This is a genomic window from Evansella clarkii (assembly GCF_002019695.1).
Classification (GTDB): Bacteria; Bacillota; Bacilli; order Bacillales; family Salisediminibacteriaceae; genus Evansella; species Evansella clarkii.
The window spans coordinates 3,873,248-3,895,684 of the sequence record NZ_KV917376.1 but is presented as its reverse complement, the minus strand read 5'-3'; the positions used below and the strand labels follow the sequence as shown (position 1 = coordinate 3,895,684).

Genomic DNA, 22,437 nt, shown 5'->3' with positions numbered 1-22,437 from the left:
TGATGTTACAAGATTATTGGTAGTATGTGTGAAAAGATTGATAGTAAATATTCTCAATATGTGAATGAGTGCACTTAAACTAATGGGGAGGATTGTGAAAGAAGGATTCTTAAACAGTCTGTGGAAATTACTACTTAATAAAAAATATGGAGGTAATATTGATGGTATTGCAAAGAATTAGCTTGATTACTATTGGTGCATTCAATTTACCAAGATTACGTTCGTTTTATAAAAGTTTAGGATGGGAAGAAACAGAGATAAGTTCTAATAATTACGCTGCCTTTAAAACGGCGGGCGTTATTCTTTCGATATTTCCTATTGGGGAATTGGCTAAGGATGCAGGAGTTGAAATTACTGAAAGCGTAGATTCCTTTCGTGGCGTAACTTTTGCCATCAACGTAGATAAACCTGAAGAAGTTGATACAACAATTGATGCTATTAGAAAAGTAGGTGGGAATATTTTAAGAGAACCCAGTGATGCCTTCTGGGGAGGAAGAACAGCTTATTTCTCGGACCCCGAAAACAACCTTTGGGAGATTGCTTGGAACCCAGACTCAGTATTCGATGAACGAGGAGCTATGATTTCATTTTGATAGAGAGTTGAAAGTTTCCTTTTAAAGAATGCCATAGACCAGTGTTTGAGACTTTCTACTTCAACTAACAGAGAGCTTTAATTTAATAAGCCGCAAGCTCTGGCTTGGTCAAAGGGGAAGTAATACATTGCCTAAATACAATATAGCAATCATTAAAAGTAGAGGAGTTTTTTATGAAAGTAATTTATTCTTTTGAAGAAGGGATTTATGTGATGGAAAGTCCCGAAAAAGTAGAAGTAGCTTTTGACAGGTTTTTAGCTCTATTACATAGCTCATATTAAGAAAATGAATTGATAACAATACTAGACGAAAAATCAGGAAAATACATCCGAAAGGTGTCCGGGATGTAAAATTAATAAACATTATTTTTGATAACAAACTCCCATCTATCTGAGTGAGAATTCTTTTTAATATATGTAAGGGATTTGTGGGAGTTTTAACTAACGGGAAGCAATCCATAAAGACTAATAAAAAGAAAGGGAAAAGGAGAAATAAGATGATTACAATAAATCCAATTGGTGTTGCATATAATGAAAGACATGAAATTGAAGATGATTACTGGGGGGAAGTAGTAACCAAGATAATCTTGGATCGTGCCCTTCCAGAGGAAGCTCTAAGTGAAATTGAGTCTTTTTCCCATTTAGAGATAATCTATTACTTCCATTTAGTAGACAAAAGCAAAATAGTTACAGGTGCAAGATATCCAAGAAATGATAAAACTCTTCCTAAAGTTGGCATCTTTGCTCAACGTGGAAAAAATAGACCTAATCAATTAGGTCTTACAACAGTAGAGCTAATTAAACGAGAAGGAAAAGAACTAACTGTGGGAGGTCTCGATTGCATTAATGAGACACCAATCTTGGACATAAAACCAGTGATGAAAGAATTTTTTCCAAAGGAGTCAATTGTTCAACCTAAATGGACAAATGACATTATGAAAAATTACTGGAGTTAACATGTATTAATACTTTGTTAAATAAGTTCATTCCTACTTCTGATTAAACTAAAGGATAGCGATAGTGAAATCACGAGTTGCAATGTTGCAGCTCTTTTTTTGCATCTGCGAACTGAAAAATGATGTTAAAGTAAAGGGGGGAATTCATTAATTAAGAAGATTTTATAAATTTTTGTTACATCCATTGATTAATAAGTTAATGATGTAAAATAAAGGAATTACCCTATACCCTCTAGAAAGATTACTGTATAAATTTTTTGGAGGTAAGTATGTGGAAATACAGACCTTATTTATTGCTATTCTTGTTGGTTACAATTCCAATTTATTGGTTAAATAATCATTCAATTGGAGAAAGTTTTACCCCGGAACCTATCCAGCCAGGTCAGAAGAGTAACTATGAAATAGAGCTTTATATGCATAAAGAAGAGACATTTAAAGCTGATGTAAGAATTGAAATTACTAATAATTCAGGTAAGGAATGGGAAGAGTTGGTGTTTTATTTTATTCCGAATATGTTTACGGAAGATAGCTTACCAGAACAAGATAATCCTCCTTTCCTTAAGATTCAATCTCTAACCGTTCAAGAGGAGAAAACTGATTACACAATTGAGGAAGATATGTTAAAGGTTCCACTCAAGAAGAAAATTACTCCGAATGAAACAGTTGATTTTCAGATGAGTTACACTTTTACACTTCCAGATGAAGGTTTTAGATTTACAAAACACCAGGATAATTACCACCTTGCACAATGGTATCCGATGGTCCCTACATACCACGACGGGTGGAATAAGCAACCATTCTCTTTTGTTGGAGAATCCTATCATACTACATTTAGTGATTTTATAATAAAATACAACTTCCCAGATGAATATACAGTAGTAACATCAAGTGATAAAGATGAAAATCCTAGCAAAAATAAAAATAGTATTCGCATCAACAACGTAAAGGAGGTTTTTATTGCTCTATTATACGAAACTCAAGTTGTTGAAAAGAACGTTGAAAATGTTAACTTGCGGGTTTTTGGAAGCAATGAAGATATAGAATTCCTAGAAGAGATACTGGAAGATGCAGCTTCAGCTTTCACTTATTTTCAAAACACCATAGGTCCATACCCCCATGAACAACTAGATATCATTCTTGAAGGTATTGGTATGGAATACCCTGGTGTAGTAACAGCCGGTTCAGTTTATGGGAATTTCACTAACAAAGAATCTATTTCAAGAATTGTTGTTCATGAAATAGCACACCAGTGGTTTTATGGGATTATCAGTAATGACCCATACTTTGATGCTTGGTTAGATGAAGGGATAACAGAGCTTGTTACCAGTTTGTTTTTTTATCAGGAGGAAGAGATGGAATTTGTAAGATTTTATGAAAGGTTAGAACCAATGCCTTCAAATATGCCATTACATAAGTATCCGAGTAATCATAGTACTTATATTTATAATCAATCAATGATTAATCTTTGGGATATCTTTGAGGAACACGGAGGAATTCAAACCTTAGAAAACTTTTTAAGCGAATATTATCAGCACTATAAATTTCAAGAAGTTAATACTGAGGAATTTGTCCGCTTCTTAAAATACTACCTCCAAATAGAAGATGATTCATTGTTTGAACAATGGTTGAATATCAACTGAATAAAACATTATAATAATGATTTTTTCTTTCACTAACGGAGAGCTTTACTTAAAATTACAGGAACAGTTATAAATGTTGCTGCTCCTGTTTATTTATTTGTTATTAAAGGAGGAAATACATTGAAGCAAAACGAAGCAGGACAATTTTCAGAACCACTTTATCCATATATCACTCCTAATAACTTGGAAAAACAATTGATTCAGAGTAAACCACTAAGAAGGTTGAAACATTTAGCACATTTCGGTGCTGGTTCATTAGTTTCATCAGTTGTGCATAGTAGATTTGAACATACAGTAGGTGTGTGGAAACTAACTTCCTTCTTTTTTCCAGAAGATATTGAGTTACGGGTAGCGGCATTGCTACATGATATTGGACATCTACCATTCTCCCATGCAGTAGAAAACACTTTAAAATTTAACCATCATCAATTAACAGAACAATATATCTTAGAAGATGAAGTATCTTCCATATTGCAACAATTTAATATTAATCCGTATAAAATTATAGGGATTTTAAATGAGCCTTCCGTTATTACAGGTAAAAAAGATATATTAGGTATTGACCATCTTGATAGTTTTTTTAGAGACACATATATGGCGGGTAATATAGAAATTCTCCCTAAACATTTATTACATAAAATTAGATGTACTTCTAAAGGAATAGATACCGATATTGAAACAGGACATTATTTATTAAAATTAATTTTGTCAGACCATAAACTTTTCTTATCACCACAAATGGTTGCCGTAGACAGATTATTAGCCGAATCAATCATACTCCATTGGAGTGTAGATGATAAAATCAACAAAAATGAATTTGCTCGATTAACAGACTTAGATGTTGTGTCAATGTTAAAAACATCTCCTTCTTGTAAAGCCAAGGAACTAATAAATATTTTACTCTTTGAATCAGATAAAATTAAAATTAATAATATCAAAACAGGCGAAGGTTACCCGATTAGCATAAGGAAGGTATACAGTAAAGTTCCCTTATGTGAGGGGGAACCACTTACAGAATGTAGTAATGAAGCAAGAGGTATTATGCACAATTTGGATGATTTATCATTTGATTTAGAAGTTGTAATTACTTCTGAATAGTTAATGTTTGTGAAGAAATGTACTTAGGCTAAACCAGCTAATAGTTTGTCAATATCTTTTCTCTAAAAAAGATAAAACAGCCATGTTATACTAAAATTGAACATGCCAAATAACCTTCCATTATCAACACGCTGGAAGGTTTTGAGTTATTTAGCTAAACATTGTTATTAGGCCACATCTTGGAAAGCTGTGTTGCTTTTTATTTTTAGTAAAGCAAAAATCCAATGCAAGAGCTTATTAACACACGCTATGACAGCTACTCTATATGGTTTTCCTTCTTCACGCTTTTTATCATAGAACTCTCTCATACGCTTGTTTCTAGGCTGTATGAAATCATCGGTTTTCTTTTTTTTACGTTTATCACGTATGGAACAACGAACAGCCATATATAAGGCATGTCGAAGGCGGCTGGAGCCTCTCTTGGTAATTCGATTCTTAGTAGCCGTGAATTTACCAGACTCAAAGACGCTTGGATCAATCCAGCGAACGCTACTAACTTCTTTGGGTGATTAAATCGATCTATCTCCCCAATTTCAGTATTAATCGCTGCAGCGATTTCTCCTATACCAGGGATAGATTTGATAATCTTATATTCTTCAATATTCTTTGCGAGAGCGTCTATCTCAGCGTCCAACTTAGTTAGATGCTCTTTATATTGAAGAATCATATCAATATATAAACCTAGGCTTAGAATATGACTTGGTACATCGTCTTCTTAAAGGGGTTACGAGCTGCCGTATTTTTAAGTTCTTGTGCTTTCCCCTTTGCCCACTTATCAGAGCGACTCTTACATAGTTCATTAATTTTGTCTGCTAAATCAGCTTCCTTAGCTTGAAGAATATCTTCTGACGATGGAAAGGCTAATAGAGTAAGCAGAGAAACAACTGAATATAAGTCACCAAAAACACCTCTATATTCGGGGAATACCTGATCTAACACGGCCTGAAATTGCAGCTTGGTTTGAACATAAAGCCCTGTAATATTCTCATGTTGTCTAGTTAAGTTTCGGAGATTCAAAAGCTGTATGCCACGTTTTTTATATGGCTCCAAATCCTCCTTGTAATAAAGCTCACAGAGGTGATAAGCATCAATGGCATCCGTTTTTACCTTTCTTAAACTTGAACTCTTTGCTTTATAAGAAATCAACGGATTAACAATAATTAATAGGTAATGCCGTTCCTCTAAATACTGAACTACAGGCGTATGATAATGGCCAGTTGACTCTAAAACAACAGGTGGTTTTTGCCCTGTTAACTCTTTAATTTCCTCTAGAAATTGAACGAGAGAATCAAGACCCTCTATAGTATGAGATACACTAAAACTTTTACGGTATGGTTTTTTCTTTTCCAAGAATGCCTGGACCTGACTTTCTCCTTTTGAGATATCCAGACCTACGACTGTATCCATTATATAATCTCCTCCTTAAAATAAATTGCTGGTTACCCCTAGACTATCTTGCAGTGTCACAGCTTGGAACGGGAGCGTTAGTAAAATTGTGAGTTGCAAAGTTGCAGCTCTTTTTTGTACCAGGGTATTGGGAAATAATGTTAAAATGGAGGTAAGTTTTGTTGAATAGGAAATGGAAAACTTATAAAGTGAAGTTTAAAAAAGGAGGGTTTCTGCGATGGCATCTTTATACGATAATATTGGTTTAGCTTACGATACTACTCGAAAAGCCGACCCTGAAATTGCAAGGCGTTTGCGGAATCATTTACAAGTACCTGACGGAAGTAAAATACTAGATATTGCTTGTGGTACGGGTAATTATACTGTTGCTTTAGAAAGTTCAGGTTTACATATGACTGGCAGTGATGTTTCTAAAGAAATGATTTCGAAAGCAAAAGGAAAGTCAAAATCAATAGATTGGGAAGTAGCTAATGTTAACCAACTACCTTATGAGAGTAACACCTATAAAGGAGCAACCTGTACGTTAGCCATTCATCATTTCGATGAACTATTAGTCCCTTTTCAAGAAGTATACAGGGTTATTGAAAAAGGTAGATTTGTAATCTTTACTTCATCTCCTGAACAAATGAATAATTACTGGCTTAAAGAATATTTTCCAAAAGCCATTGAAATCTCAGCAAATCAAATGCCAAATGTAGCAGAAGTCAGCGATACATTACAAACAGTTGGGTTTAATATTGTTGGCCATGAAACTTTCTTAATACAACCTAATTTAAAAGATTTTTTCCTTTATAGTGGTAAGTATGACCCGAAAATGTATTTAGATGAAAAAGTACGCTCTGGAATTTCTACTTTTGCAAATATAGCTTCAAAGGAAGAAATTGAAGAAGGTTGTAATAAGTTGAAATTGGACATTGAAAGTAAAAAAATAGAAGATGTTTTAAACAAATATAGTAGCCATTTAGGTGATTATGTGTATGTAATCGCTGAGAAGAAATAAAAATGCTTCTTCATCTAAGAATTATCTGTCCAATAAAATAACGGATAAAGGAAGAGTTTCAATGAGGAATTTATTTGGTAATGTAGCTAAAGATTTTAGCAAGTATCGTGGTGGATATCCAAAGAAGTTTTATAATAAATTACAGGAAGAATACGGGATAGCTCTACCAAATCAAAAGGTTTTAGATATTGCCACCTCTAATGGTTTGGTAGCGACAGATTTAGCAAACAAAGGGTGCTATGTAACTGGACTAGATAATTCACCAGAGCTTTTAGATGAAGCAGAAAACAAGAATAGTACAAGATTAAAAATTGATTATGTTCTTGGTGATGTTACGAAATTACCTTTTAATGATGAAACTTTTGATTTCATTACAGCAGTTCATTGTTGGAAGGTATTACCTACGGAACAAGCAAGTAGCGAAGCCTTACGAGTCTTAAAAGAAGGTGGGAAATTTGTTATTGCCCAATTTGACCAGCTTAATATGGGAGATAATATAGTATCTGAAACTAAGAAACTTGTTTCTAATTATAATTCTAAGTGTAATCAACTAAATAATTTTGGTTTTTATCCACAATGGATTGAAGAGGTTTACAAAGTTGGTTTTTCGAATATAGAAACTTTTACATTCGATATAACAACTATATTTACCCACGATGAATGGAGAGGTCGAATGAGAACTTCAACTGAAATAGGTGGGAGTTTATCAATGGAAGAGGTATTGTTATTCGACAATGATTTAGAAAGTCTTTTAAAGAGTAACTTTTCAGGATCAATGTTGGAAATACCTCACCGAATGTTCTCTATTGTTTGTGAGAAATAAGTACATTTAATTCGTTTATGATGAGCTAATGTGAACTGATACACTCAAATTAACGGAGATCAATACTTCAAGAAGCTGCAAGGGCTGTATGGTGCTAAAGAGATGTAGCATTTAATAAGAATAAGGGGGTATTTGGGATGAGAGAAGTTAAATTAGTACCACACCAGATAAAATATGCTAAGGATATGTCATTATTATCTTCAACCCCACAGGTAAAGGATTCTTTAGGACTTAATGAGGAAAATACAACTTTGGAAGGAACTTTAGCCTTTATTGAATTTGTTCTTGAACAGGAAAAATTAGGAAATGATTATTCAAGGTGTATATTAAATGAAGACGATACACTTATCGGGGTTATTACCCTTAAGGATATTGATAAAGTAAAGAAAACATGTCATATAGGTACTTGGATAGGTCATCATTTTTGGGGTAAGGGCTATAATCAATTAGCAAAGGCAGAAATACTATATACTGCTTTTTATGAAATGAATTTAAACTATGTTTTCGCTGGGGCAAAAGCAACCAATATTCGTTCTCAAAAGGCACAAGAAAAGTTACCTTATATTACCTTATTTGCAGAAAATGATTTTCCACAAGAACATAAGAAGTTAGAGGCTCAAGTAAAATCAAAGTGTTTTTTAAATGTTATAGAAAAAGAAAAGTTTTTAAATTGGTATAAGGAATTTATGTAAATTGACTACTCAACTAATGGAAGCGATAGCGGAAGAAGCAGTGTCTGCTCCTGTTCCAAAAACGGGGAGGATTGTGAAAGAGACGAGTATAATCTTTATTTAACAAAAGGATTCATTTAAGGGGGAATAGGAGAATATAATGAAATTTTATCTGTCATCTTATAAAATTGGTAATGAAGAACAAAAATTAATAGACATCACGAAAAACGGCAATAAAAAAGTTGCTTATATCAATAACGCATTAGATTTTGCAACTGATTTAGAAAGAAAGAATAAAAGTGACGCAATGGATGTATCGGATCTTAAAAAAATCGGTTTTACAGTGGATATTCTTGATCTGAAAAAGTATTTCCGTAACACAGAAGGGCTACAAGAAAAACTTAATAAGTATGATGTTATCTGGGTAAGGGGAGGCAATACATTCGTTCTTGCACAGGCAATGAGGTTAAGTGGTTTCGATAAAATCATTAAAAAATATTATAAGGATAAAAAGAACATCTTATATGGAGGGTACAGTGCTGGAGTTTGTATCCTTGGACCAACACTAAAAGGTATTCATTTAGTTGATGACCCAGATCAAAAGCCTTATGGAGAAAGGTATCATCAAACTTTTTGGGATGGACTGCATATTTTGGAATATGCAATTGCTCCACATTATAAATCAGAACATCCAGAGTCTGAGGATATTGATAAAGCAATAGAATATATGGTTAATAATAAAATACCTTTTAGGGTATTAAAGGACGGAGAAGTAATTATTATTGAATGATCTACCTTAACGCTCCTCCACTAACGTGTAGCGATAGCGAGATCAGGAGTTGCAATGTTGCAGCTCTCTTTTTGTACCAGGGCATTAGGGAGTAATATTAAAATTATGGAAGTGTAGTTTAAGTACATTTTAAATTTACAAAACTAATGTGATTACTTTTTTAAAAGTAAAGGGCCCTGATGAATACTTAGGTGAATATTTCCATAAAGGTCTTAACCAAAAAGGTATATTGTCCAAGGTTTAACTTGACGCTTACAACATCATTTTAGGTTAAAGCCGCAAGTCGCCCTTCAACGGCCTGACTTAGAGCGAAGAGGTAGGACAGTATTCGCTCTAAGCCTTGGGTGATAAATTTAAACCATATCGTATACTCAGAGAGCCCTGCTTTTGGCATTAATGTCTGGTTGTCTGATGTTTTTACTTATCAAACTTACTAGCGATGTGATAGATATTATTAATCCACTTAAAATAAATAATGTAGTTACTGAAATGATATCTAATAACCACCCTACAATTAAAAAGGAGACTGGCTGAATGCCTGTTGAGCCAAGCAATTGAAGACTCATCACTCTTCCAATAGCATTTTTTGGTGTCTTCCGTTGTATGAGGGTCAAAATTAATACATTCAAAACACCTATACAGACCCCGCTAAAGAATAAAATGGTTGATATTACAGCAAGTTTGTTCTGGTAAACACCAACAAGTGACCATATTCCACCTAACACCACTGCAACAGAGAACGCAATAATAATAGGAGATTTAATATTGTTTAGTAAACCAATTAATAATGCTCCGACCAGCGTACCTGCACCCAAGGCAGACATAATAAAGCCAAGGTTGTGGGCACCTCCTTCCAGGGATGTCTGAGCAATATAAGGAAGACCGATTTGTTGAGGACCGATCACACTTATGTTTAATAGGGCAGAAATAAAAATTAAAGCAATTAATAGAGGGATACCTCGAACAATCTTTATCCCATCAACAATATCAACGAATACGCCTTTAAAGGAAAGGTTATTACGGTCTTGGTTATCTGTTTCGATATGGCCGATCGCTAAAGAGAATAATAATGAAATAATAAAAAATATAGTTATTGTCAAGTAAATAGAAGGCAAACCAAAAAGAGAAATAATTACTCCTGCTAAAGCGGGACCAATAGAAGTGGACAGCTGTAATCCTAATTGAGCTAATGAATTGGCCGACTGTAATCGTGATTCGTTCACTAATTTTGGTATGATAGAAAAAGAAGTTGGGAGGAAAAGTGCTGTACTGATGCCAAATATTATGGAAAATACTACTAACATCCAGATTTCTAAATAACCAAAATACATAGTAAAAGTAAAAAATAAAGATGAAAAAAATAACAGAAGGATATTAATCATTAATAATTTACTGGGACTTATTATATCTGCTAAAGCCCCGCCTATCGGCATGATAATTAAGCGGGGAACAGCGGTGATCGTTAGCAGGGTCCCCAGCAATACGGTGGAACCTGTTAAATCTAAAGTCATCCAGGATAGAGATATAAAATAAAATTGTATGGCTATTAGTACAAAGACCTGCGTCAGCCAAAAATTACGGAACTTACCTTTGCTTAAATTTTTAAGTAGACTAATGTTACCTCTCACCAGCCCGAACTCCAGTTAATAAAATAGTTAACTGAGTAAATAACTCGTCTAACTCTTTCTCCGTAGGCTGGTGGTTCCTAGCTACCCAGAATTGCACTTGTCCATCAATTAATGACCAAAAAAGCTGTGAAATTAAAGCAGGATTTAAATTTATATTGAACTCTCCATTTTTTATACCGAATTCAATAATTTCTGTGAAGTATTTTTCGCTTGATTTATATTTATTTAGTAATTTCTCTTTATAATCGTCATTCTCTGAGGCTTCTAACCAAAACTCAAAAGTTAATTTCAAACTCTTTGCATCTAGTGATTTCCACGAGTCAAAAATACGATTCCACTGTTCTATTAGTTGATCATATGCTTTATTGGTTTGGAATTCCTTAGTTAATAAATATGATTTTTCATCCAGTAAATGCTGGAGAATATGAATGAAAAGACTTTCTTTACTATCGAAATATGCATAGAGACCGCCTTTACTCCAGCCTAATTCCTTAGCAATCAAACTCATCGAGGTTTTATGATAACCGTGTTGTTTGAAGGTTTCCAAAGCCTTTTCAGCAATATGTAATTTATTTAATTGTTTTTTCTTTGGAGAGATCCTTGGCGACATTTATATCACACCTTTCCGCGATTTTAAAAAACGACCGGTCGTTTATATAAATGTTAGCATGATTTAAAAACTGTTGTCAACACGATTTCTGCTGAGATTGTGAGGTATTATACTAGACTAAAGCACTAGTGAAATGGTGGGCTGTATTTATGCAGCTCGTTTTTTTAAAGTTATGCGAAATGGAAAATGGTGTTAAACTAATGAGGGGAATAGTGCAACAAGAAAAATGTAAACATAACTGTTTTACATAGGATAACTAGTATTGAAAGGATGAGCTAAAATTGAATAAAGTTGGAGAAGACTTTAGAGTGGTCATCGGAGCAGGGGAATATGTCAACAATCCAGGGTGGATACATACACAGGAAGATGAATTAAACTTACTAGAAGAAAATATGTGGCAAAGCAAGTTCAATAAAAGTTCTATTAAAGCAATTTTGGCTGAACACGTCTGGGAACATCTTACATACGAAGAAGGTGTTATGGCTGCCAGCATGTGTTATAAGTACCTAAAACATTCTGGATATATTCGGTGTGCAGTACCTGATGGATATTTTCGAGATGAAACTTATCAAAGTATAGTACAAGTGGGAGGCCCTGGTCCAAAAGAACACTCAGCAGCTAGTCACAAAATCGTTCACAATTATAAAACGTTGACGAAAATGTTTGAAACTGCTGGATATGAAGTTAAATTGCTTGAGTATTTTGATGAAGAAGGAAAGTTCTATCAAAATCAATGGGATGGAGTTGACGGTGTAATTTTTCGTTCTAAGAAATATGACCCCAGAAATCAAGGTGAAAACCTTGTTTTTCCTTCTCTGATTATTGATGCTCTAAAACTATAAAACCTCATTTGTGAATAAGTGTACTTAAAGTGTCGGGTAAGCGATAGCACAAGATTCTATCGCTGCTCTTATCGAAGTATTGGGGAGTTTAATTTAACAAGGAATTATAATTGAGGAGGTAAGTATATGGACGTTTCACAAATTGTTAAAAGAATTAATGGTTTTTTTGAAGTAACAAATGAAGATATCTATGCTAGTGAATCTGGAATTACATACCATGTAGAGAAAAAAGTTAATAAATTAGGATACTGTGTTAACCTGACACTTGAAACTATAGAGGAAGCAAGAATTCATGGAGTTGATATGATGGTGACGCACCACCCCGCATGGGATGAAATATACGGATTAAAACAGGCATGCATGGAAAAACTAGCTGAATATAGTATAAGTCACTACTATAATCACTTGCCACTTGATGACTGCAACTTTGGAACAAATGATAGCTTATTAAATAAATTGAATGTAGAAATTATTAAAAGAACCCACGGATGGGAAGGGTTATATTTTGGTAGAATCGCAGAATATGATAAAGAAATTGAACTTAATGAATTAGTAAACAATGTTGAAAACCTGCTTGAAGAACCAGTTAAATCTTGGCGATTTAATAACAAAAAGATTAAGCGAGTGGGCTTAGTTTGTGGTAATGGTGCCCCAACAGCTTGCCTTAAGGAAGCTGTTGAAAATAATTGTGATGTATACATTACAGGTGAATGTAATTTGTATACTATCCAATATGCTCAGTTTAAAAGGATAAATCTTATTATTGGGAGTCATACTTTCATAGAACTCTTTGGAATTCAAAATTTAGCCTTGAAATTGTGTGAGAAGATAAAAGAACTTGAAGTAGTGAGACTTAATGAAGAGCACTATGAAGCTAATACATAACAGCAATTCTGCTTTACTAACAGGTAATAGATAGGTAGAGCGGCTGCCTTTACTCTTTACGGCGATTATTATTCCAATTTGTGAATCAATGTACTTAAGCTAACGGGGTGCTTTAAAACAATATAAAACTCTCCAGTATGATTTGTTAGGAGAGTAAATTTATTTCTCTCTTATTTTATTTTATAACTTTTTTTAGCCCAGTAGTTGTTCCTTCATAATATCTGCAAGGTATTCTTAATTTATCTTCTTATTGTTAATTCTAAATTGGTGAGGTGAGCAGACACATACTTTTTTAAAGTGTTTGTAGAAACTAGAAAGATTCTTGTACCCTATCTGGAAGCATATTTCCATGATGTTATGATCTGTGTTCAATAACAAGCTCTTGGCTTTATGAATTCTTATATTTTCAAGGTATTTGTGTGGCGTGCTGCCTAATTTTTCTTTGAAGATTCGACTTAAATGATAAGGGCTTACGCCAATTTTGACAGCAAGATTGTTTAAGGTGATTCTTTCTTCATAGTTCTTTTCTAAAAAAGATTTAGCTTTCTCCACTATTTCTTGTTGAGGGTCATATATGTCAATAAAAAGCTCAGGTCGACATCTTTTACATGGTCGAAATCCTTGTTGTATAGCTTCCATAGCATTTTTAAAAAAACATATATTTTCATAGTTAGGGGTTTTGGATTTACAAGATGGTCGACAAAAAATACCCGTTGTCTTTACGGCATAAAAAAACTTACCATCATATCTTTTGTCGCATTTAACTATAGCCTTCCACTTTACCTTGAGTGAAAATAGATTATTTGATTTCATGGATTAAACTCTCCAATTGATAAAGTTTCTCTTAGCTAATAGCAGGTAGGCATTACATCTCTCCAATAAACCATTATGTCAATTCAAATTTTCATTGACTAGCCTGCTTTCTTCAAAGGTAGAAACCTTTTTTGAAATGTCATATAGCTAACATATAAAGCGGTAATGATTACAGGGACAAAGATGTATAATTGAAAAAACGGTAATACAAGGATACAAAAGATTAGTGATAATAAAGAGGACCACCAGGGTAAAGTTTTATTTTTAAACAGTTTAACACCAGCAGCCATAGAAAAAATATATACTAACACTCCTAACGAAGTCGGAATAAATAAAATATCATTAAATGTCATTGTAAAGTATTCTGTAATAATAACTCCGATACCTGCGAAACCAATTACAAAAACAACCATACGTCTTGGGATTTGTTTAGTTGGATGCATATGTGATAATTTTTTTGGAAACGCCCCATCTCTACTCAAGGAGTATCCCAGTTGCGTCAGGCTTGCTACAAATGCATTAGAAGTTCCAATACATATGAAAAATGCCAACATAGCGGTCACAATTTGTGCACCTACTCCTAGTGTTTCTCCCATTATAGCACCAATTGGTGAAAGATCACTCTCTATACTTCCGTATGTCCTGGTTCCAATTGTTACAAAACTTAGTGCTAAAAATAATATCCCTATAATTATTACGCTGATAATGGTACTATTAACAATGTTTTTATCGGGATTTTTAAAGTGATTAGAAAGATTACAAATAGCTTCCCAACCAAAAAATGCCCAAAATATTGCTGTTATTGCTGTTCCAACTGAGTACCACCCTTTAGAGACGAAGGGTGTAAAATTCTCCAAATTGATACTCGGTATTGAAATTATAATAGTAAGTGTAAGCAGTAATAGTAAACAGCCACTTATGATTAGTGCAACTTTACCACTGATTTTAATTCCATTATAATTGGCAATACCTGCAATAATTAAAATGGTGAACGCAATCAAGGTTCTTGCCAAGTCAGAAAATCCAAAAGCCTGGCTAATGTAAAATGCCCCTGTTAAAGATACAATAGTCTGCCCAACTGCAGCAGTGACAAAGTAAAACCAACCCACAATATTTCCGGAATGAAATCCAAATGATCTCCTTACAAAAGTTGCAGCACCACCAGCATCTAGGTATTCACGTGCTAGACAAGCAAATGTGTAGGCGAGTGGAAGGTTAGCAAGAATTACAATTATCCAAGACAATATGGATGCAGGGCCTGCAATGGAAGCTGTAACCGATGAAATAAATAGAACACCCGATCCAAGTATTGCAGCAATATACAATGCTATACCTTCATATAAACCAATAGAGCGTTTTCCCACAAATATCCCCCCTTTCAGTTAAAACATTAACACTTCAAGGGGGTTAATTTCTTCTCTTTTCTTGCGTTCTAATTTTCTATTGTTAATTCAGTAATAATAATTTTTATTGGCATATAGTTTCTTGAGAGTCATTGGGATAGCTATTCAACTAAAGGGGAGCGATAGTAAAATCACGAGTTGCAAATGTGCAGCTCTTTTTTTGTACCTGCGGATTGGAAAATGATGTTAAAATAAAGGAGAGAATTGTTGTACTAGCGTTAAAATATTTCTTAATTATTAACTTACTTTGGAGGTACTTACTTGAACACCAATCAAAAAGCGATTGAACTGTTTGAACAAAATGAGTATGAGAAAGCAATGGAACTTTTTCATAAAGCAGTCTATGAATCTAGAGATGTACAATCGTTAAATAATCTAGCTTGGATGTACCTTAATGAGGAAGAGGATGAAGATAATGCCCTTGAATTAATAAAAGAAGCTGTTACGATGAATCCTTCCTCATACTTTCCGTATAACATTCTTGGGGATATTTACATTAAGCAAGAAAAGTGGAAAGAAGCTAAAGAAGCATTAAGAAAGTCTGTTTCGATTCAAGCATCCAATGAAGCACTTCAAAATTTAGCTGTAGTTTATTATAAACTTGGAGAGCTGGATAAGGCTTCGGAGTACTTCATAAAAACTGCAGCAGATTCGGATCATAGAATGTATAGCCATGTAAAATGTTTAATTGATCTAGGGCGAACAAAAGAGGCTAAAATAAAGTTGGATGCGTTTAACGAAAAAGCTGATGATTTTGTAGGAGAAATCGAAGTAGCTGATTTATATGTTGAATTAAATTGCTATAAAGAAGCTATTCAATGGTTTGAAAAGGGGTACAAAGAATACTGGAAAACTCCTAATTGGATTGGTAGATTTGTTTATGCTCTATATAAAACTAATAATGTCCAACGTATAGACGAAGTTATTCAAGAAGCTATTGAAGAGAAAAAAGGAGAAATAGAAGACACTAAGAAAGAAGAAATAGATGAAAACTGGACGGAAAACGATAAGAAGGAGGTAATTAAAAAATATATCGAAGAGTATAACTATTATAAAAAAATGATAGAGCTTCTTAGTTCTGGCTATGTTCCTAAATTAGATTTTGAACCTTATAGTACTAGTGCTTGCTATCTGTTTGGTTGTGAATTACATAATAATTCTGAATATCAAAAATAAAAGACTGGGACTGTCAAACAGGATGGTTGTTTTTTTATCATAAGAGGTCGCATTTCTTATTACAAAATAATGGTTGTGAATAAATGTACTTAAAGTAACGGGTGCGATAGTGAAATCAGGAGTTGCAATGTTGCAGCTCTTTTTTTGTACCCAGTGATTGGTAAATGATGTTAAAATATAGGGGGAGAGATCAACAAGTAAGTGCCATTGTTATGGTGCTAACGGGGAGTCGTAAAAAACTAAAATGTCCAATCCTCTAAAAAGTATGGGGGCATAAATGATGAAATACTTACCAAAATCATATTGGAATTTTCTTTCTGTATATACATTCGTATTATTTTTCAGTATGTATTTAGTTGTAACGAGATACTCCTCTACTACTGCTGATATAATGCTAACTTTTTTGGCTATTGTGTTCATCATACACCCGTTAAGCGTAATTATTTTATTAGCTTACCTGAAACTTAAAGAGAGAATTGAAAGTACAATTCTTATTTGGGCAGGGTTATTAATGACTGGACCAATCTTATTCTTAATGTTGTTATTAAATATGCCAGTTAACTGGTGGCGTTAGTAAAAAAGGCTGTTGCTGCTCATTTTAATGAACAAACTAGTCCAGTACTTCAAGCAGCTGCCAGGGCTGTTATGGTGCTAACGGGGGAGAAGAATTGAATAACCAACTTCTTTTAATGCAAATAAAGAGGAGGAGCACCGTGTGGCTTTTATTATTTCGGCTTTAATAGTTGTAGTATTCATAGTAATTGTTATTGGCGGCGTTGGAATGTTTAAGAGAAAAATGATGGCTGCTATGTATACTTCGATAATAGCAGTTATAATATTAAATATCATTGAGCCTGTACCATCCACGGATGGAGGCTGGGCATTAGGCATTTTAGTTTATTCTATTTATGCAGTGCCTGTTATTTTTATTTACGGCATTTTTTCATCTGTAATTTCGGAAAAGATTAGTTTCCATGTGAAAAAATACTCGAATGTTTTTTCCCTTGTGCTTCATTTTTTATTTGGATTCGCATTTGTCCTGCCGTATGGTGTCATTTTCGATTCCACTACCTTCGCACAACATACATTTGGTGAAATCTTATTCAATACTGCCAATTTCTTTTTTTCCATCTTCGCTGTTATCTTCTTTATTATCGATTATATTTTAAAGCGAAAGTTTAAATAGGGAGAGTAAATTTCATGTAGACATTCCCTTCTTGAAATAAATGGCAAGTGATAGCTCAATCAGCTCTCGCTGCTCTTTTTCAACAAACGGGGAGTTTTCCACAATAAATATTTGTACATTCTTTTTTAATTTTAGTGTAGTTAATTTTTCCTTTTTTGCTAGAAAATCATGGTAATATATAATGAGTTGTATTGGAAAGTTCGACCTTACTTTTGAGAGGATGAAATATTTGTGAAAACAATTGCAGTTTACTGTGGTTCTAGTAAAGGAATTGACCCAACCTATATAGAAGAAGCTGAAAAACTGGGGAAAGTATTAGTAGATAATGGGATGGACCTTGTATATGGAGGAGCGACAGTCGGTTGTATGGGGGCAGTTGCAGATGCTGTAATGAATGCAGGTGGTAAAGTAATAGGTGTAATCCCAGAGAAGTTAAAAAACGTTGAGATAGCTCACCAACAACTATCTGAATTACATGTCGTTAGCACTATGCATGAAAGAAAGGCACTTATGGCAGAATATGCTGACGGATTTATTGCATTACCTGGTGGTTCCGGAACTTTAGAAGAATGGTTTGAAGTATTTACATGGGCTCAACTGGGATACCATAATAAACCGTGTGCATTACTCAATATTAATGATTACTACTCACCTATAATATCGCTTTTTGACCATATGATTGAACAAGGGTTTGTTAAAGCAGAGTATAAAGATTTAATAGTTATTGATAGAGATTCAAAAGAGTTAGTTAATAAGCTCAAAAAATATGAGGGTGCTTATATACATAAATGGTAATAAAATATCACTAATTTTAATTTAAAAGAGGGAGAAATCATGGAGCAATTGCTAAAAGAAATAAAGTTACTTAGTGAAAGTGAGCCAAAAACGTTAGAACAAATGGCATTAAAGTTAACCGAGGAAGTTGGTGAAACTGCTCAAGCTGTATTATCTTATCTTAAAGCAAGTGGAAGTGACTATAAACAGTTAGGAATCGATGATGTAAAAGAAGAATGTATCGATGTTGTTTTGGTCGCCTTAGCTATATATTATAAGTTATCTGAAGATGATGAAGAGTTCGGAAAGTTAGTTAGCAAAAAGTTGAATAAGTGGGAAAGTAAAATTAGTTACAAATGATAAGTTAATGATATCAAGGTTAAAAACTACACCTACACTAACGGAGAGCGATAGCTGAACAAAAAATCGCTGCCTTTGTGTAGTTAACGGCGGGGGGTCCCTTCAATAAGGGCTTTTGAACAAACGAGCGGTTTTGAAGAAGAAGATAATAATTGGATGTGAGGGTTTCTTGATAAAGATAATTGAAATTAGTAATAGAAAACACGCTGAGGATGTTTTAAATGTTCAAATACCGTCATATAAGGTAGAAGCAGAAATAATTGGTTCATATGAAATACCTCCTTTAAAAGATACAGTTTATACTTTGCAACATTGCGAAGAAACTTTCATTGGTTATTATGAAAATGAACATTTATGCGGAGCAATTTCTATAAAAGTAATTGACAATGAATTAGATATTCATAGGTTAGTCGTACATCCAAACCATTTTAGAAAAGGAATTGCACAGTTGCTATTAAATTTCATTGAAAGTAAATTCAAGGTTGGTACGATAAAAGTATCAACAGGTACTAAAAATGCACCAGCAGTTAGTTTTTATATAAAGAATGGATTTCAAAATATTAAAGAAGTCATGGTGAATGAACACTTATTCATAACCCTTTTTGAAAAGAAATTATAATTTTCTACTGGAGTAACGGTGCAATAGTACAAGAAGCTGCCGCTTCTCTTATTGAAGTATTGGGAGGATTCTCATATTAAAAGGGGGTTAAGATGAAACTGGTAAAGGTTATTGGAGGACAGTAATGAGTTTAGCATTCAATCTACAACTAACGAGGTGTCAAAAGTTGGATGGAGATGGTGGGGAGCCAAAATATGACTGAGCAGAACCGCAGTTAGGAACGCATTTGTTTATGGATCAAGCTTTTTAGTAATGACCTTTGGCTTTGCAGTTGGCGGCGGATTTGGTACAGCTGTAGCCTGAAGGAATAGAAATATCATTGTTAACTGGGGGATGAGCCGGCTAAACTACTGAGCTATGGTTTTCAATATTTCTTGCGTACCTACAAGAATAACACTTGGAGGTATCAGTAAATAAGGTATGGGAGGGGAATATGAACAATAATTTTCATGAGGATGGCCGTGGTAAGATGACCTTCTTACTATTTTTTATTTCAGCGGCTATTATATACCCTCCATTATGGTATTTTGACACTCTCATAAATATAAATAACTTCACTTTTGCCTTTATATCGTCTCTTCCGATTTCGATAGGTCTTATATTAGGGCCATTCATTGCTAAAAGGAAACAAAAAATATAACAATAAACAGCATGGCTGGTCAGTGGTTCGCTTTTCTTCTGTCTAGTTCACATAACGAGGATGATAGGAACTTATTTATAATATTTACATCGCGCCTCATTTGGACGAGGTTATTGATTAGGATATCGTGCTAACGGAGAGAAATTGTTGAAGATCCGGGGAGTTGCAATGTTGCAGCTCTTTTTTTGTACCTAAGAACTGGAAAATGATGTTAAACTAAAGGGGGGTGTCGAATAAAGGAATTAAAACATAGTACGTATGGGAGGGGAAAAATTGATAAAGAAACATTATAAGCCAATATTATACGTAACATTAATTGTTATCTTTTTATTTATTCTTAATGATCAATATCAAGATAAGAAAATGTATGAAGAACATATTTCTCAAAAGCTAAACAACGATATTCATAAGGTTGTAAGAGGTATTGTTTCGACTTACAATATATTTGATGAGATCCTTGATTCTGGCGAAATAACAAAGCGGCAGGCAAACCTCCTCCTACATTTCAATATAGATATAGGAACGATAACTAAAGAATATGTTATGCTGGCTGTTGATTTAAACCGTCTTAACATTTCTAATTTTAATAATGAAGCTCACAATAATTCACTAGAAATTTTTTCGTTTTTATTCGCTTTAACGAACGGAGAAGAATACAAATTAGAAGAGTTAGATGATACACTAATTGTCCTTGATTCCGAGTTAAATGAAACTATTGGGTATTTGCGGGAATTACATTTCGATTGGATAAAAGCAGCTGAGAAAAATACATCGGGGGTTACAATAAATGAAAATCTGGCTAGGCTAGATGGTAATGAATTTTTTAGTTTTTGTGGCGAAGATAGTGTTTCCAAAAAATTTTGGGTAAATTTAATAGTCGATTTGGATGAACAAACTACTAAATTCTTAAACAAATATGAAATTGATAACATTGAGGAAATATTATATAACTAACGTTTCCCTTATTTAGCGAATGGGTGCGTTTAACAAACGATTATATTAAAAAAGGACGAAGAGGATATTCTTCGTCCTTTTTCAATGCCAGGCACCTGGCGCATTTACTTTATTCTCCGGTACTTCCGTCCAGTGCTTCTGGGATCATTGTGAATCCGTCAACCACTGTGTCTTCATCTACTTCTATCATTAAGTATTTTTTCCCGTAGAAGTTAATCTGTTTCACATAACTTAAATCCTGTGGGCTGATGGAGATATTGGCGACCTTCGTTTCGATCTTAATGGATTTGGATGCATACTTCGGAACAATGTTTTTTGCTTTAATTTCATATCTGTTGTCGTTCACCACGGTCTGAAAAGCAGCTTCCACTTTTTCGGTGTTGATATCTTTGACCCCGCTCGACGATAAAACTCGTTCCACGTCTTTATAATCTAAGCGTGGAGCTTCTTCCGCTTCTTTATTCTCCTCGACGATGTGATGGATTTCTTCATAGACCCTGGAAAGAGTCTCCGTGTTTACTTTGTCTCCTGTAACATTTCTGACGACTTCCTCAAAAATAATTTTATCTTCTGCGGCAGTAATGGTTTCTTCTCCATTTAATACTTCCTCAATGAACTGGTAGTCTGGTTCATTTGCTTTTCCGGCTGCATAGAGAACGTGGTTCACATCGGCAGCATTATTCGTGAAACATGGAAACAGGAAGCCGCTGATTGGCGCGTTTAAGTTTATGATCGGATCTACGACAATATTGTATTTGAATTCTCTTTGAGTATAGTCAAAAAGCAATTCCTTTTTTGGATCCTGGGTAACATTTATTGAACACAAAATAAATGGATGAGTATAAACGGGGCTCCGTTCATTTTCTTCAGATTCCTCATTCTGGCTTTTTACGGATTTGAAATACTCTCCCCGGATAAATGTGATTACAATGTCTTTCTCGTATTCTTTCGTTTTCAGGATTTTTTCGGTAATGCGCAGCATGTTGTTAGTCCATTCTTCTGTATCGGTGCTCAGCAACGCCTGGTGTAAAATAAGCTGGCTGCTGTCCTGAACGTCCCGCTGAAATTTCAGTTCGAACAACTTTTCGTCGAGCTGGCCTCCAAGGCTTTTCTTAAAACCATTCATAAATAATTCCTGCTGCTCCTGCTCGAGCATTCCAAAAGGCTGTGTCTGATAATGAAAAATCTCGCTGGATTCTTTCATCACATAAACAGATAACATGTCATGGATTTTCAAAGCCTCGTTATCCGGTTTAAACTGTCTGCGAAAATGTGCAATGTTTTTTTTGTTCATGTTTTTCCCACTCCTGATAGCTGTATATTGAGCATTTACTATTTTAAATAGAAAAGGGAGAGGTTGATTCACTCTTCACCTCTATTAAGCATTCTATTAGTTTAACATATTAATATTCCAATTCCATACTGCATTTATAGGTTTCCACTGCACTTCAGCATTCTAAAGGAAGTGGAATATATTTTATAACCGCAGGAATGTACGGGTTTATTCCCAGCATCATATATTCTCCCTTCTATTATAGATGGCAGAGTGGGGAGGCGTTATCTTTCCTTC

At 34.2% G+C, this 22,437-nt stretch carries 21 protein-coding genes and 1 pseudogene; 16 read left to right on the top strand and 6 right to left on the bottom strand.

Annotation, left to right across the window (positions count from 1 at the left end):
* Nucleotides 1-161 precede the first annotated feature (161 nt).
* The 4 genes from BK582_RS18175 (at nucleotide 162) to BK582_RS18160 (ending at nucleotide 4,286) form a co-directional block, all read left to right on the top strand.
* Complete coding sequence (locus BK582_RS18175) at nucleotides 162-593, top strand: VOC family protein (RefSeq protein WP_078596402.1); 432 nt, start codon at nucleotides 162-164, stop codon at nucleotides 591-593.
* 496 nt (nucleotides 594-1,089) lie between these two features.
* The gene (locus tag BK582_RS18170; RefSeq protein WP_078596401.1) at nucleotides 1,090-1,548 is read left to right on the top strand and encodes an SAM-dependent methyltransferase; all 459 of its coding nucleotides are present in this window, start codon (nucleotides 1,090-1,092) and stop codon (nucleotides 1,546-1,548) included.
* Between the two features lie 269 nt (nucleotides 1,549-1,817).
* The gene (locus BK582_RS18165; RefSeq protein WP_078596400.1) at nucleotides 1,818-3,188 is read left to right on the top strand and encodes a M1 family metallopeptidase; all 1,371 of its coding nucleotides are present in this window, start codon (nucleotides 1,818-1,820) and stop codon (nucleotides 3,186-3,188) included.
* A 120-nt stretch (nucleotides 3,189-3,308) separates the two neighbouring features.
* Entirely contained in the window at nucleotides 3,309-4,286 is a 978-nt protein-coding gene (locus tag BK582_RS18160; RefSeq protein ID WP_078596399.1) for an HD domain-containing protein, read from the top strand.
* Nucleotides 4,287-4,453: 167 nt separating this feature from the next.
* On the opposite strand, the pseudogene BK582_RS18155 reads toward BK582_RS18160, so the two are convergent.
* Nucleotides 4,454-5,693: pseudogene (locus tag BK582_RS18155) on the bottom strand (IS110 family RNA-guided transposase).
* A gap of 217 nt (nucleotides 5,694-5,910) precedes the next feature.
* Between BK582_RS18155 and BK582_RS18150 the strand changes: the two are divergent.
* The 4 genes from BK582_RS18150 to BK582_RS18135 all read left to right on the top strand — a co-directional run bounded on the left by BK582_RS18150 (nucleotide 5,911) and on the right by BK582_RS18135 (nucleotide 8,977).
* On the top strand, nucleotides 5,911-6,693 hold the full coding sequence (locus tag BK582_RS18150) for a class I SAM-dependent methyltransferase (protein ID WP_078596398.1): 783 nt from the start codon (nucleotides 5,911-5,913) through the stop codon (nucleotides 6,691-6,693).
* Nucleotides 6,694-6,754: 61 nt separating this feature from the next.
* Nucleotides 6,755-7,516: a class I SAM-dependent methyltransferase gene (locus BK582_RS18145; protein WP_078596397.1), complete on the top strand. Its 762-nt coding sequence runs from the start codon at nucleotides 6,755-6,757 to the stop codon at nucleotides 7,514-7,516.
* A 137-nt stretch (nucleotides 7,517-7,653) separates the two neighbouring features.
* Nucleotides 7,654-8,208 (top strand): GNAT family N-acetyltransferase, encoded by a 555-nt coding sequence (locus BK582_RS18140; protein WP_078596396.1) that lies wholly within the window; start codon nucleotides 7,654-7,656, stop codon nucleotides 8,206-8,208.
* 139 nt (nucleotides 8,209-8,347) lie between these two features.
* A complete protein-coding gene (locus tag BK582_RS18135; RefSeq protein WP_078596395.1) occupies nucleotides 8,348-8,977 on the top strand; it encodes a Type 1 glutamine amidotransferase-like domain-containing protein in 630 nt (209 codons plus the stop codon).
* A 371-nt stretch (nucleotides 8,978-9,348) separates the two neighbouring features.
* Here the strand turns inward: BK582_RS18135 and BK582_RS18130 are convergent, their stop codons facing one another.
* On the bottom strand, nucleotides 9,349-10,605 hold the full coding sequence (locus tag BK582_RS18130; RefSeq protein WP_169911122.1) for an MFS transporter: 1,257 nt from the start codon (nucleotides 10,603-10,605) through the stop codon (nucleotides 9,349-9,351).
* Nucleotides 10,595-11,215 carry a TetR/AcrR family transcriptional regulator gene (locus tag BK582_RS18125; protein ID WP_078596393.1) on the bottom strand — a complete coding sequence of 207 codons (621 nt, stop codon included), beginning with the start codon at nucleotides 11,213-11,215 and terminating at the stop codon, nucleotides 10,595-10,597. Before BK582_RS18125 ends, BK582_RS18130 begins: the two co-directional genes overlap by 11 nt.
* A gap of 281 nt (nucleotides 11,216-11,496) precedes the next feature.
* Here BK582_RS18125 and BK582_RS18120 point away from each other — a divergent pair, with 281 nt between their 5' ends.
* Both BK582_RS18120 and BK582_RS18115 read left to right on the top strand, forming a co-directional pair.
* Entirely contained in the window at nucleotides 11,497-12,057 is a 561-nt protein-coding gene (locus BK582_RS18120; protein WP_078596392.1) for a class I SAM-dependent methyltransferase, read from the top strand.
* 126 nt (nucleotides 12,058-12,183) lie between these two features.
* Nucleotides 12,184-12,942, top strand: a complete 759-nt coding sequence (locus BK582_RS18115; protein WP_078596391.1) for a Nif3-like dinuclear metal center hexameric protein — start codon at nucleotides 12,184-12,186, stop codon at nucleotides 12,940-12,942.
* 234 nt (nucleotides 12,943-13,176) lie between these two features.
* On the opposite strand, the gene BK582_RS18110 is transcribed toward BK582_RS18115, so the two are convergent.
* Both BK582_RS18110 and BK582_RS18105 read right to left on the bottom strand, forming a co-directional pair.
* Nucleotides 13,177-13,755, bottom strand: coding sequence for a bifunctional transcriptional activator/DNA repair enzyme AdaA (locus BK582_RS18110; RefSeq protein ID WP_078596390.1), 579 nt, complete (start codon nucleotides 13,753-13,755; stop codon nucleotides 13,177-13,179).
* Nucleotides 13,756-13,853: 98 nt separating this feature from the next.
* Nucleotides 13,854-15,119 carry an APC family permease gene (locus tag BK582_RS18105; RefSeq protein ID WP_078596389.1) on the bottom strand — a complete coding sequence of 422 codons (1,266 nt, stop codon included), beginning with the start codon at nucleotides 15,117-15,119 and terminating at the stop codon, nucleotides 13,854-13,856.
* Nucleotides 15,120-15,419: 300 nt separating this feature from the next.
* Here BK582_RS18105 and BK582_RS18100 point away from each other — a divergent pair, with 300 nt between their 5' ends.
* From BK582_RS18100 to BK582_RS18065, 6 genes are all read left to right on the top strand, one after another.
* Nucleotides 15,420-16,334, top strand: coding sequence for a tetratricopeptide repeat protein (locus BK582_RS18100; RefSeq protein ID WP_078596388.1), 915 nt, complete (start codon nucleotides 15,420-15,422; stop codon nucleotides 16,332-16,334).
* A gap of 715 nt (nucleotides 16,335-17,049) precedes the next feature.
* Nucleotides 17,050-17,520, top strand: coding sequence for a hypothetical protein (locus tag BK582_RS18090; protein WP_078596386.1), 471 nt, complete (start codon nucleotides 17,050-17,052; stop codon nucleotides 17,518-17,520).
* 231 nt (nucleotides 17,521-17,751) lie between these two features.
* Complete coding sequence (locus BK582_RS18085; protein ID WP_078596385.1) at nucleotides 17,752-18,315, top strand: LOG family protein; 564 nt, start codon at nucleotides 17,752-17,754, stop codon at nucleotides 18,313-18,315.
* Nucleotides 18,316-18,354: 39 nt separating this feature from the next.
* On the top strand, nucleotides 18,355-18,654 hold the full coding sequence (locus BK582_RS18080; protein WP_078596384.1) for a MazG-like family protein: 300 nt from the start codon (nucleotides 18,355-18,357) through the stop codon (nucleotides 18,652-18,654).
* Between the two features lie 133 nt (nucleotides 18,655-18,787).
* Nucleotides 18,788-19,273, top strand: coding sequence for a GNAT family N-acetyltransferase (locus BK582_RS18075; protein ID WP_244895426.1), 486 nt, complete (start codon nucleotides 18,788-18,790; stop codon nucleotides 19,271-19,273).
* 913 nt (nucleotides 19,274-20,186) lie between these two features.
* Nucleotides 20,187-20,867, top strand: a complete 681-nt coding sequence (locus BK582_RS18065; protein WP_078596382.1) for a hypothetical protein — start codon at nucleotides 20,187-20,189, stop codon at nucleotides 20,865-20,867.
* A 109-nt stretch (nucleotides 20,868-20,976) separates the two neighbouring features.
* Here BK582_RS18065 and BK582_RS18060 read toward each other — a convergent pair whose 3' ends face one another.
* A complete protein-coding gene (locus BK582_RS18060) occupies nucleotides 20,977-22,161 on the bottom strand; it encodes a DUF4317 domain-containing protein (protein ID WP_078596381.1) in 1,185 nt (394 codons plus the stop codon).
* Nucleotides 22,162-22,437: the final 276 nt, after the last annotated feature.